This is a genomic window from Comamonas sp. (assembly GCF_036666375.1).
GTDB lineage: Bacteria > Pseudomonadota > Gammaproteobacteria > Burkholderiales > Burkholderiaceae_C > Comamonas.
Window position 1 is genome coordinate 18,707 of record NZ_JAVWWA010000055.1, and the last position, 12,849, is coordinate 31,555.

At 65.1% G+C, this 12,849-nt stretch carries 10 protein-coding genes; all 10 read right to left on the minus strand.

Translation table 11 applies throughout. The features are described 5' to 3' along the window. Nucleotide 1: 1 nt before the first annotated feature. Nucleotides 2–472 carry a VOC family protein gene (locus tag RR928_RS14325; protein WP_332534598.1) on the minus strand — a complete coding sequence of 157 codons (471 nt, stop codon included), beginning with the start codon at nucleotides 470–472 and terminating at the stop codon, nucleotides 2–4. 133 nt (nucleotides 473–605) lie between these two features. Continuing rightward, nucleotides 606–1,358, minus strand: coding sequence for an enoyl-CoA hydratase (locus tag RR928_RS14330; protein WP_332534597.1), 753 nt, complete (start codon nucleotides 1,356–1,358; stop codon nucleotides 606–608). Further along, complete coding sequence (locus tag RR928_RS14335) at nucleotides 1,355–2,524, minus strand: CaiB/BaiF CoA transferase family protein (protein ID WP_332683045.1); 1,170 nt, start codon at nucleotides 2,522–2,524, stop codon at nucleotides 1,355–1,357. Before RR928_RS14335 ends, RR928_RS14330 begins: the two co-directional genes overlap by 4 nt. 1 nt (nucleotide 2,525) lies before the next feature. Continuing rightward, nucleotides 2,526–3,503, minus strand: coding sequence for a Bug family tripartite tricarboxylate transporter substrate binding protein (locus tag RR928_RS14340; RefSeq protein WP_332548817.1), 978 nt, complete (start codon nucleotides 3,501–3,503; stop codon nucleotides 2,526–2,528). A 141-nt stretch (nucleotides 3,504–3,644) separates the two neighbouring features. Then, nucleotides 3,645–4,526 carry a LysR family transcriptional regulator gene (locus RR928_RS14345; RefSeq protein WP_332683050.1) on the minus strand — a complete coding sequence of 294 codons (882 nt, stop codon included), beginning with the start codon at nucleotides 4,524–4,526 and terminating at the stop codon, nucleotides 3,645–3,647. A gap of 77 nt (nucleotides 4,527–4,603) precedes the next feature. Continuing rightward, nucleotides 4,604–6,337, minus strand: coding sequence for a methyl-accepting chemotaxis protein (locus RR928_RS14350; protein WP_332548814.1), 1,734 nt, complete (start codon nucleotides 6,335–6,337; stop codon nucleotides 4,604–4,606). Between the two features lie 250 nt (nucleotides 6,338–6,587). After that, nucleotides 6,588–8,648, minus strand: coding sequence for an acetyl/propionyl/methylcrotonyl-CoA carboxylase subunit alpha (locus RR928_RS14355; RefSeq protein WP_332683053.1), 2,061 nt, complete (start codon nucleotides 8,646–8,648; stop codon nucleotides 6,588–6,590). 25 nt (nucleotides 8,649–8,673) lie between these two features. Then, a complete protein-coding gene (locus RR928_RS14360) occupies nucleotides 8,674–10,206 on the minus strand; it encodes an acyl-CoA carboxylase subunit beta (protein WP_332536281.1) in 1,533 nt (510 codons plus the stop codon). Nucleotides 10,207–10,282: 76 nt separating this feature from the next. Continuing rightward, complete coding sequence (gene meaB, locus RR928_RS14365; RefSeq protein WP_332536283.1) at nucleotides 10,283–11,311, minus strand: methylmalonyl Co-A mutase-associated GTPase MeaB; 1,029 nt, start codon at nucleotides 11,309–11,311, stop codon at nucleotides 10,283–10,285. After that, the coding region (scpA, locus tag RR928_RS14370; RefSeq protein WP_332683055.1) for a methylmalonyl-CoA mutase at nucleotides 11,308–12,849 on the minus strand (1,542 nt) is incomplete at its 5' end. The genes scpA and meaB, both read right to left, overlap by 4 nt.

Consider the following 12,849-nt stretch of genomic DNA (forward strand, 5'->3'; position numbering starts at 1 on the left):
CTCAGCCCAGCGCCGCGATCACGTCTGCGGGCGCCTGCACCAGTTCGATCAGCACGCCTTCGCCCGCAATGGGAAATTCGTCATTGCTCTTGGGGTGCAGAAAACAGATGTCGTAGCCCGCAGCGCCCGCTCGAATGCCGCCGGGCGCGAAGCGCACGCCCTGCGCGGTGAGCCATTCGACTGCGAGCGGCAGGTCGTCAATCCACAGGCCGATATGGTTGAGCGGCGTGGTGTGGACCGCGGGCTTCTTGTCCAGATCGAGCGGCTGCATGATGTCGACTTCGACTTTCATCGCGCCGCGGCCCATGGACAGGATGTCTTCGTCGACGTTCTCGCGCTCGCTCTGAAAGGTGCCGGTCTGCTCCAGGCCGAGCATGTCGACCCAGAGTTTCTTCATGCGGTTCTTGTCGGTGCCGCCGATGGCGACCTGTTGAATGCCCAAGACCTTGAATGGGCGCTGCGCTGCAGTCATGTTGCTCCTTGTATTTTTCTGAAGTTCGGCCCTCGCGGGCTCACTCGCCATTCTCGGAGAAAAGCCGGCCCCAGTCCCGGCGCGCAGCCAGAAAAAAACCGCCTTGGCAGGCGGTTCATGGAAAGCGCGGGGCTCAGCGCTTGAGAAACCCGGCCACGCCCTGGCGGAAGGCCTGGCTGCCATAGACCGCGTGCACCAGGTCATCATCTTCGAGACTTTGCTCGATGACGATGCGCCGAATGCTTTCCTTGACGGCGGCCTGGGTCACGCCCGACAGCGCCATCAGCCGTTCGGCCAGCGCGTTCGCGCGTTCGCCCAGTTGATCGGCCGCGCAGGCTGCGTAGACAAAGCCGCAGGCCAGGGCTTCGGCAGCGTCGATGTACTCGGCCAGCAGCAGCATCTTCTTGACACGCGGCACGCCCAGGGCGGCCTGCAGCCGCGCGATATTGCGCGAAGACAAGGTGTTGGACAGCGTCTTGGCAATCGGCGCGCCAAAGCGCGCGCCTTCGGTGCACAGGCGAAAGTCGCAGGCCGTGGCCAGCGCCAGGCCGCCACCCACGGCCCAGCCGTCGATCACGGCAATGGTCGGCACGGCAATGCGCTCCACGCTGTCTATGACCTTCTCGACAAAGGCCTCATAGGCGATGCCCTGCTCTCCCCGCGTGAAATCGGCGAAATGCGCGATGTCCGTGCCCGAGATGAAGGACTTGCCGCCCGCGCCGCGAAACACGATGGCGCGCACCTGGGGATTGCGCGCGCATTCGGCAATGCATTCGAGCAGCGACTCGTACATCGCCTGCGTCATGGCGTTGTGGCGCTCGGGACGCGCTATGGTGATATGCGCCGCGCCCGAAGGCGCGATGCGCAGTTGGACCAGTTCGTTCATGCGGAGAGTGCGTAGATTTCAGCCATGATTTCCTCGTTGTGCTCGCCCAGCAGCGGTGGATGGCGGCGCACCTGCTGGGGCGTGCCCAGCATCTTCACGGGAAAGCCGATGTTCTTGACCTTGCCTTCGATAGGATGGTCGATCTCCATGCACATCTTGCGGTGCGTGCCGTGCTCGCCTTCAAACGCCTGCGGGTAGGTCAGCAGCGGGCCGGCCGGAATGCCGGCTTCAAGCATGGTGGCGACCCAGTCCTCGCTGTCGCGCTGGGCAAAGCTCTTTTCGAGCTCCTCGATCAGCGCTTCGCGGTGTTTCAGGCGCAGCGCCACGGTGGCGTAATCCGCGTGCTCGACCAGGTCGGGGCGTTGCAGCAGCGCGCACAGCTTGGCCCAGAGCTTCTGGTTGGTCGCGCCCATGACGAAGTAGCCGTCGCGCGCCTTCACCGCCTGGTAGGGCGCGCTCATCTTGTTGCTGGTGCCCAGCGGCGATGGCGGCACGCCCGTGCCCCAGTAGTCGGACATGTCCCAGATCGAGAACGCCATCGCCGAGTCAAACAGCGAGGCATCGATATGCTGGCCCTGGCCCGACTTCTGCGCGCCGATGTAGGCCGCGAGCAGGCCGTAGGTGGCAAACAGCGCGCAGCCTATGTCGGCCACGGGAACGCCCGCCTTGACCGGCTTTTCACCCTTGTAGCCGGTGACGCTCATCACGCCCGACATGGCCTGGGCCATGAGGTCGAAGCCCGGGCGCGTGGCCCAGGGTCCGCTCTGGCCAAAGCCCGAAATGCTCACATAGACGATCTTGGGATTGATCTTGCGAATCGTCTCGTAGTCGATTTTCATGCGCTGCACGGCGCCGGGGCGGTAGTTCTCGACAATCACGTCCGCGGTCTCGGCGAGCTTGTAGAAGAACTCGCGGCCTTCGTCGCTCTTGAGGTCCAGCGTCAGCGAACGCTTGTTGCGGTTCATGTTGAGAAAGCCCATGCTGTCGGGCCCCTTCATCTTGAAGCCCATGGCGCCGCGCGTCTGGTCGCCCGTGGGCGGCTCGACCTTGATCACGTCGGCGCCGAGATCGGCCAGCAGCATGCAGGCAAACGGGCCGGCCATGACCTGGCTCACATCGAGAACGCGAATGCCCTGCAGCGGCAGTGGGGGGGTGTTCTGGCTCATTTCAGCTCTCCTCGGTCACTTTGGCAAGGCGAACGACCTCGCCCCATTTCTTGTACTCGGTGGCCATGAAGGCCGCGAATTTCTCCACCGAACCGCCGCCGTCCTCGACGCCGAAGCCGTCGAAACGCGCCACCACATCCGGCATGGCCAGCACCTTGTTGACATCGGCGTTGATGCGCCTGGCCAGGTCCTTGTGCATGTCCTTGGGGCCTACAAGCCCGTACCAGCTCGAAGCGTCAAAGCCCTTGAAGCCCTGCTCGTCCATGGTCGTGACTTCGGGGAAGCCCTTGGCGCGGCTCACGCGGGTCTGGGCAATGGCGTTCATCTTCCTGGCCTTGACCTGGGCCGTGGCCGCGGTCATGGTGTCGAAGCTGAAATCGATCTGGCCGCCTATCAGGTCGGTCTGCATAGGGCCCGAGCCCTTGTAGGGAACGTGAATGGTCTGCACGCCCGCTGCCATGTTGAACATTTCGGCGGCCAGGTGCTGGACCGAGCCCGTGCCCGACGAGCCGAAGCTGATCTTGCCCGGGTTCTTCTTGCACAGCTCGACGACTTCCTTGACGCTTGCATAGCTGTTCTTGTGGCTGGTCACGAGGATGTGCGGCGTCGCGCCTATCAGCACGATCGGCGCGAAGTCCTTGAGCGGGTCATAGGTGATGCTCTTGAAGATCTGCGGCGAGATCGCATGCGTGTTGACATGCGCCATCAGCAGCGTCAGGCCATCATGGAAGCGGGTCTTGGCGAAGTAGTCGGCGGCCAGCGCGCCGGTCGCGCCGGGCTTGTTCTCGACAATCACCGAGCGGCCCCACAGGTCCGTGAGCTTCTGGCCCACGATGCGCGCAAACACATCGGTGCCGCCGCCAGGGGCCCAGCCCACCAGGATTTTTACCGGGCCCTTGGGCAGATCGGCGGCATTGGCCAGGGCCCAGGGCGCGGCCACTGCAGCTGCGCTGCCGGCCAGGAATTCGCGTCGCTTCATCTTGTCTCCTGCGTTTTGTTTGCTGCAATGCTCGCCGAGCGCGCCAGCAGCGGCAAGAACGCATCAAGCATGCCTGGGTTCGTGTTTTGCGAAACCCAGCCGCGTTGAACAACAAAAATACGAGGAAACCCTGGCTGAAACCTACTTCAGCAGCTGCGAGACGACATTGCGCAGCGTCTGCTCCTGGGCCCTGCCCTGCACGCTGGCCAGCACATAGGTGCGCTGGTGCCAGTCGCCGGCCAGCGCCACATGGCCTATCGCGGGCTCGGGGTGCAGGCTCGCAAGCACGGCCGGCGGCATCAGCCCCACGCCCAGGCCATGCCGCACCAGTGCCAGCATGGTGTCGAAGCCGCTCACGGTGAGGTGCCGGCCCATGGCCCGGCCCCGGCTCTGGTGCAGGCGCTGCAGGCTCGCGAGCACGGCCGAGCCCTGGCCCAGGCTGACCAGCGGGCAATCAAGCAGCGGGTCGGATTCGAGCGGAGTATCCGCGAACGAAAAATGTGCGCGGCTGTAGACCGCGACCAGTTCGTCCGAGCGGTAGTCGAACTTCTCCACATCGATGAAGCCGCTTTTCTTCTCGAAGATGCCTATGTCTATGACCTTGTCGCGCAGCAGCTGCTGGATGATGCGGCTGTTCTCTTCGATGATGTGCAACGTGATCTGCGGATACCGGGCGCGCACCTGGGCCAGGTCGCTGGCAAGGAATTCGATGATGGCCGCCTTGGGCGCGCCGATGATGATGCGTCCGTCCTGGCCTTCGCGCATTGCGTGGGCGTCGTCGGCCAGGCGCGTGATCAGGCTGTCGATCTGGTGGATATGGGCCAGCAGCTTGGTGCCCGACTCGGTGACCTTGACGCCATGCGGCACGCGCTTGAACAGCGGCGTGCCCAGCTGGCGCTCCAGGTCGGTGAGCCGCTTGGAGGCCGCGGCCACGGCCAGCTGCAGCTTGTCGGCCGCGCGCGAGATGCTGCCTTCCTCGGCGACGGCCAGGGCCAGCTGGACCGTGAGGGTGTCGATTTTCATGCGGACATTATCAAATGCCGTGCTGCCGCGGCATTGTCGCAGCGTGCCTGCACCGGCAAGCACGCCTCAATGCACGGCTAGAAGCTTTCCCACTCGCCCTCGGCCTTGGCCGCGGGGCGCACCGCCGGCGCAGCGGCGCTGACGCGCATGGCCGCCGTCGGTGCCAGGCGCGGCGGCGATGCGGGCCGGGCCGCGGCCACCTTCCTGGGCGCTGGCGTCGCCGCTCTTGCGGGCTGCAGCGCCGGCGCCGCGGGCCTGGCCGCTGCGCCGCCCACATTGAACACCGCCACCACCTGCGACAGGCGCTGCGCCTGATCGCGCATGGCCGTGGCGGCTGCGCTCGATTCTTCCACCAGCGCCGCGTTCTGCTGCGTCATCTGGTCCAGGTTGGCCACCGCCTGGTTCACCTGTCCTATGCCGTCGCGCTGTTCGGTCGACGAGGCCGTGATTTCGCCTATCAGGTCCGATACGCGGCGTACGCTGCTGACGATCTCTTCCATGCTGCGGCCCGCGTGCGCGACCTGCGCCGAGCCGGTCTCCACGTTCTCCACCGAGGCGCCTATGAGCTGCTTGATCTCCTTGGCGGCCTCGGCGCTGCGCTGCGCCAGGCTGCGCACTTCCGATGCGACCACGGCAAAGCCCCGGCCCTGCTCGCCTGCGCGCGCGGCTTCCACGGCCGCATTGAGCGCGAGGATGTTGGTCTGGAAGGCGATGGAGTCGATCACGCCGATGATGTCGTTGATCTTGCGCGAGCTGTCGGTGATCTGCTGCATGCTGTGCACCACCTGACCGACCACTTCGCCGCCGCGCTCCGCGGCCTGGGCAGCGGTGGACGCCAACTGGTTGGCCTGGCGCGCGGTGTCGGCCGATTGGGTCACGGTGGCCGTCAGCTGTTCCATGCTGGCCGCCGTTTCCTCGAGATTGGCGGCGGTCTGCTCGGTGCGCGCCGACAGATCCTGGTTGCCGGTGGCGATCTGCGTCGATGCCGAAGACACCGATTCGACACCCGAGCGCACTTCCGTCACCACGCCGCGCAGGCGCGCGGCCATGGCCGACAGCGACTGCAGCAGATGGCCCAGTTCGTCCTTGCGGTCATCGCGCACTTCGATCGTCAGGTCGCCATCCGTGATGGCATCGGTCAGGCGCACGGCCTGCTCCAGCGGCCGGGTGATGGAGCGCACGGTCAGCGCGACCAGGCCTATGCCCAGCAACATCACCACGGCGGCGACCGCTTCCGCGATCCAGCGCGCCACTGCATTGCGCTCGACCGCGTCGGCCTTGATCTGGTCGCGCTGGCGCTGCTGCAGCGAGATGAACGCTTCCTGCGCCGCGATGTAGCTCGCCACCGCAGGCAGCAGCCTGTCGTTGACCACGCGCTGGGCGCCTTCCACGTCACCGGCGCTGCGCGTCTTCTGCGCCTGGGCGACGAGATCGAGCACGATCACGCGCGCGGCAGCCACGCGCTCCAGTTGGACCTTGTCTTCGGGCGAGTCGGCGCCGTCGACAATCTGCTTTTGCACCGCCGATACGGCCTGGATCGAGGTCTTGAGTTGCGGTTGCAGCCGCTGGCTGAGCAACTCATCGGTGGTGATCGCGCCTATCACCACGCGCTCGACGGCCAGCTCGGTCATGCCTTTCCAGCGCAGCGCCAGGGAAATGCGGTCCTCCTCGGCCTGGACCTCCTGCGCCGTTTGTGCATTGAGTTGCACCGTGATCACGTAAAGCCCTGTGCCCAGGGCCAGCAGGGACAGCATGAGACCCAGAATCGTCGTCCAGAGCTTGCTGGCGACCGAGAGATTGTTGAAGTGCATAAAAGATCAGTGGGAAAGACCAAAGGGAAAAGTGCGAGAGATCGATGCTTTTCGGGCCGTGAATACCGCCCAAAAAAATAGCATGCTTTTGCTTACACTTTTGCCCAAGGCACCCCCCTGAGCACTGCGTTTGTGTCAGGTATATGACTTGTCTATCGTGTCCGAGGGCGGGGAAAGCGGACCGGGGCCACGCCATGTGCATTGGCGTGGCCCCGGCAGGCGGCCCTGGGCTAAAGCCGCAGGGCGGAATTCAGATGAATTCCAGGATCACCTCGTCCACGGCCAGCGAATCGCCCTTGCTGGCGCTGATCTTGCCGACCACGCCGTCCTGCGTGGCAAACAGGATGTTTTCCATCTTCATGGCTTCGATCACGGCGAGCTTCTCGCCCGCCTGCACTTTCTGGCCTGGCTGCACGGCGATGTCGATCAGCAGCCCCGGCATGGGCGACAGCAGGAACTTCGACAGATCGGGCGGTGCCTTGTAAGGCATGAGCTGGTGCAGCTCGGCGCCGCGCGGCGACAGCACCAGGGCTTCGATCTGCGTGCCGTTGTGCGCAATGCGCAGGGCCAGCGGGTTCTTGCCCGTGCCGCGTTCGATCTGCACGGTGAACGGCTGGCCGTTGACCAGGCCTGCAAGGCGTGCGTCGCGCAGATGGCTGTCGCTGCTGATGTCGTAGATCTTGTCGCCGGCTTGGCCATGCACCGTGACCTTGCTCGCATGGCGCGCCAGGTCGAAGTCCTCGACGCGCACCGCCGCGTGCTGGTTGCGGCCTTCGGCGCCCAGCGTGACCACGGCGTAGTCGATGCCCAGCTGCAGTTCATGGCCTTGCATCTGACCGGTGATGGTCGAGGCGCGCTCGCGGTAGCGGCGGTTCATGTAGGCCGCGAGGGCCACGAGGAACTGCGGATCGCTGTGCGGCACGTCCTCGGCATGGAAGCCGCCCGCGTAGTGCTCGGCAATGAAGCCGGTGTTGAAGTCGCCCGCAATGAACTTTGGGTGGGCCAGCAGCGCGGCCTGGAACGGAATGTTGGAGCTGATGCCGCGGATCACGAAGCCGTTGAGCGCTTCGCGCATCTTGGCGATCGCCTCGTTGCGGTCCTTGCCGTGCACGATGAGCTTGGCGATCATCGAATCGTAGTACATCGGAATTTCGCCGCCTTCGTAGACGCCGGTGTCGACGCGCACGCCATGCAGGTGCTCGGTATCGCCCTGCCACATGGTCTGCTGCGGCGGCTGAAAGCGCACCAGCCGGCCCGTGGACGGCAGGAAGTTGCGGAATGGATCCTCCGCGTTGATGCGGCACTCGATGGCCCAGCCGTCGCGGCGCACGTCGGCCTGGCCGAAAGCCAGCTTCTCGCCGGCCGCGACGCGAATCATCTGCTCGACCAGGTCCAGGCCGGTGATGGCTTCGGTCACGGGATGCTCGACCTGCAGCCGGGTGTTCATTTCCAGGAAGTAGAACGACTGGTCCTTGCCGACCACGAACTCTACCGTGCCCGCGCTCTGGTACTGCACGGCCTTGGCCAGCGCCACGGCCTGGGCGCCCATGGCCGCGCGCGTTTCCTCGGAGATGAACGGCGACGGCGCTTCCTCGATCACCTTCTGGTGGCGGCGCTGGATAGAGCATTCGCGCTCGTTGAGAAACACCACGTTGCCATGGGCGTCGCCCAGCACCTGGATCTCGATGTGGCGCGGCTCCTCGACGAATTTCTCGATGAACACGCGGTCGTCGCCGAAGCTGTTGCGTGCCTCGTTTTGGCAGCTCGCAAAGCCGTCAAACGCTTCCTTGTCGTTGAACGCCACGCGCAGGCCCTTGCCGCCGCCGCCGGCGCTGGCCTTGATCATCACGGGATAGCCTATGCCGCGCGCGATTTCCACGGCCTGCTCGGCACCCGCGATCGCGTCGTTGTAGCCGGGAATGGTGTTGACCTGGGCTTCGGCCGCGAGCTTTTTCGAGGCGATCTTGTCGCCCATGGCGGCAATCGCATGGTGCTTGGGGCCGATGAAGACGATGCCTTCTTCTTCCACGCGCTTGGCGAAGGCTTCGTTTTCGCTCAGGAAGCCGTAGCCCGGGTGCACGGCCTGGGCGCCGGTCTGCTTGCAGGCAGCGATGATGCGGTCGGCGAGCAGATAGGACTCGCGGCTGGGCGCGGCACCGATGTGCACGGCTTCGTCGGCCAGCTGCACATGGCGCGCATCCTTGTCGGCATCGGAATACACGGCCACGGTGGCGATGCCCATCTTGCGGGCGGTGGCGATCACGCGGCAGGCGATTTCGCCGCGGTTGGCAATCAGAATCTTGGTGAACATGATGGATTTCCTGGCGCTGTCGTTCTTAGAGCGGAATGTTGCCGTGCTTGCGCCACGGGTTCTCGAGCTGCTTGTTCTGCAGCATCGTCAGGCTGCGGCAGATGCGCTTGCGCGTCTCGTGCGGCAGGATCACGTCGTCGATGAAGCCGCGTGCGCCGGCGACAAACGGGTTGGCAAAGCGCGCCTTGTACTCGGCTTCGCGCGCGGCGAGCTTTTCGGGGTCGTTCTTGTCCTCACGGAAGATGATCTCCACCGCGCCCTTGGCGCCCATCACGGCAATCTCGGCCTGGGGCCAGGCCAGATTCACGTCGCCGCGCAGGTGCTTGGAGGCCATCACGTCATACGCGCCGCCATAGGCCTTGCGCGTGATGATGGTGATCTTGGGCACCGTGGCCTCGGCGTAGGCGTAGAGCAGCTTGGCGCCATGCTTGATGATGCCGCCGTACTCCTGGCTGGTGCCGGGCATGAAGCCGGGAACGTCGACAAAGGTCAGCACGGGAATGTTGAACGCATCGCAAAAGCGCACGAAGCGCGCGGCCTTGATCGAGCTCTTGATGTCCAGGCAGCCGGCAAGCACCAGCGGCTGGTTGGCCACGATGCCCACGGTCTGACCGGCCATGCGCGCGAAGCCGATCAGGATGTTCTTGGCGTAGTCGGGCTGCAGTTCGAAGAAGTCGCCGTCGTCCACGGTCTTGGCGATCAGCTCCTTCATGTCGTAGGGCTTGTTCGGGTTCTCGGGCACCAGCGTGTCGAGCGAGCGGTCGGCGCGGTCGGACGGATCGGTGGTGGCGCGCAGCGGGGCCTTCTCGCGGTTGTTCAGCGGCAGGTAGTTGTAGAGGCGGCGCAGCATCATCAGCGCTTCGACATCGTTGTCGAATGCCATGTCGGCGACGCCGCTCTTGGTCGTATGCGTGACGGCGCCGCCCAGTTCCTCGGCCGTGACTTCCTCGTGCGTCACGGTCTTGACCACCTCGGGGCCGGTGACGAACATGTACGACGAGTCTTTCACCATGAAGATGAAGTCGGTCATCGCCGGCGAATACACCGCTCCGCCCGCGCAGGGGCCCATGATCATGCTGATCTGCGGCACCACGCCGCTGGCCAGCACGTTCTTCTGGAACACGTCGGCGTAGCCGCCCAGGCTGGCCACGCCTTCCTGGATGCGTGCGCCGCCCGAATCGTTGAGGCCGATCACCGGCGCGCCGACCTTCATTGCCTGGTCCATGACCTTGCAGATCTTCTCGGCATGGGTTTCGCTCAGAGCGCCGCCAAACACCGTGAAGTCCTGGCTGTAGACAAACACCAGCCGGCCGTTGATCATGCCGTAGCCCGTGACCACGCCATCGCCCGGAATCTTGTTGTCCTGCATGCCGAAGTCGGTGCAGCGGTGCTCGACGAACATGTCCCATTCCTCGAACGTGCCGTCGTCGAGCAGCAGCTCTATGCGCTCGCGCGCCGTCAGCTTGCCCTTGCCGTGCTGCGCGTCAATGCGCTTTTGACCACCGCCGAGTCGCGCCAGTGCGCGCTGTTTCTCGAGTCGCTCCAGAATGTCCTGCATGATGCTCGTCTTTCTTGCTGAGTCGTCGCGCGGCACGGAGGCACGCGCGCTTCTTGGGGATGGATGACTGCGTGCCCTATTGTGGCGCGCGGGAATGTGGAACCTGTGACTGCGCGGCCAGCAGATTGCGCGCCGCGGTCGATGCGGGCAGCCGGCCTTCGGCCACGGCCGCCAGCGTCTGCGGCAGCAGCGCCTGTACTTCGGGGTGGGAGCGAAACGCCTGCTTGAGGCCGGCGTCCACGCGTTCCCACATCCAGGCCAGCGACTGCTTTTCGCGGCGCGAGACCAGCCGGCCATTGGCCGTCTGCATCTCGCGGAACTGCTGCACCGCCTGCCAGAACGCTTCCACGCCCTGGCCCAGCAGCGCGCTGATCTGCAGCACGCGCGGCTGCCACAGCGCGCCATGCGTGGCGTGATCGGGGTTGCCATGCATGCCCAGCAGGCGCAGGCTGGAGGTGATCTGGGCTTGAGCGCGCGTGGCCGCGTTCTTGTCGATGTCGGCCTTGTTGATGACCACCAGATCGGCCAGCTCCATCACGCCCTTCTTGATGGCCTGCAGGTCGTCGCCCGCATTGGGCAGTTGCAGCAGCACGAACATGTCGGTCATGCCGTTGACCGCGGTCTCGCTCTGGCCCACGCCCACGGTCTCGACAATCACCACGTCGTAGCCCGCGGCCTCGCAGACCAGCATGGCCTCGCGCGTCTTCTCGGCCACGCCGCCCAGCGTTCCGCTCGCGGGGCTGGGACGGATGTAGGCCTGGGGATGGACCGACAGATGCTCCATGCGCGTCTTGTCGCCCAGGATCGATCCGCCCGATACCGAGGACGAGGGATCGATCGCCAGCACCGCGACGCGCAGGCCCTGCCCGATCAGGTACAGGCCCAGGGTTTCAATGAAGGTCGACTTGCCCACGCCGGGCACGCCGCTGATGCCCAGCCGGAACGCCTTGCCCGTATGGGGCAGCATCGTGGTGAGCAGCGCATCGGCTTGCGCGCGGTGGTCGGCGCGTGTCGATTCAAGCAGGGTGATCGCCTTGGCAATCGCCCGGCGCTGCACGGCCGCACTGCCGTGCAGAATGCCTTCGAGCAACTCGGAAGGGCTCATGCCACGGCAGCCTTGCGGATCTGTTCGAGCACGTCCTTGGCGCTGGCCGGAATCGGCGTTCCCGGGCCGTAGACGCCCTTGACGCCGGCCTGGAACAGGAATTCATAGTCCTGCGCCGGCACCACGCCGCCGACGAACACGATGATGTCGTCCGCGCCCTGGGCCTTGAGCTCGGCAATGATGGCCGGCACCAGCGTCTTGTGGCCGGCGGCGAGCGTGGACACGCCCACGGCATGCACGTCGTTCTCGATGGCCTGGCGCGCGCACTCCTCGGGTGTCTGGAACAGCGGGCCCATGTCGACGTCGAAGCCCAGGTCGGCAAACGCCGTGGCGACGACCTTGGCGCCGCGGTCATGCCCGTCCTGGCCCAGCTTGGCGATCATCACGCGCGGGCGCCGGCCCAGTTCCTCGGCCAGCGCATTGATTTCTGTCTTGAGCTTGTCCCAGCCTTCGGCCGAGTCATAGGCCGCGGCGTAGACGCCGGTGACCTTCTGCGTGTCGGCGCGATGGCGGCTGTAGACCTTTTCCAGCGCATCGCTGACTTCGCCCACCGTGGCGCGCAGGCGCACGGCCTGGATGGCGAGGTCCAGCAGATTGCCTTCGCCGCTTTCGGCGGCTGCGGTCAGCGCGTCCAGCGCCTGCTGCACCTTGGCCGTATCGCGCTCCTTCTTGATCTTGTTGAGCCGCTCGATCTGGCCGTCGCGCACCTTGACGTTGTCGATCTCCAGAATGTCGATGGGATCTTCCTTGGCGAGCTTGTACTTGTTGACGCCAACGATCACGTCCTTGCCCGAGTCGATGCGCGCCTGCTTCTCGGCCGCCGCGGCCTCGATCTTGAGCTTGGCCCAGCCGCTGTCCACGGCCTGGGTCATTCCGCCCATGGCTTCGACTTCCTCGATGATGGCCCAGGCCGCATCGGCCATGTCCTGGGTCAGTTTCTCCATCATGTACGAGCCGGCCCAGGGGTCGATCACGCTGGGAATATGCGTTTCTTCCTGGATGATCAGCTGGGTGTTGCGGGCAATGCGCGAGGAGAATTCGGTGGGCAGCGCGATGGCTTCGTCGAAGCTGTTGGTGTGCAGCGACTGCGTGCCGCCGAACACCGCGGCCATGGCCTCGATGGTGGTGCGCACCACGTTGTTGTAGGGATCCTGCTCGGTCAGCGACCAGCCCGAGGTCTGGCAGTGGGTGCGCAGCATCAGGCTCTTGGGGTTCTTGGCGCCGAACTCCTTCATGATGCGGCACCACAGCAGGCGCGCGGCGCGCATCTTGGCGATCTCCAGATAGAAGTTCATGCCTATCGCCCAGAAGAACGACAGCCGTCCCGCGAACGCGTCGACATCCATGCCCTTGGCCGTGGCGGTCTTCACGTATTCCTTGCCGTCGGCCAGCGTGAACGCCAGTTCCAGCGCCTGGTTGGCGCCGGCTTCCTGCATGTGGTAGCCCGAAATCGAGATCGAGTTGAACTTGGGCATGTTCAGGCTCGTGTACTCGATGATGTCGCCGATGATGCGCATCGACGGCTTGGGCGGGTAGAT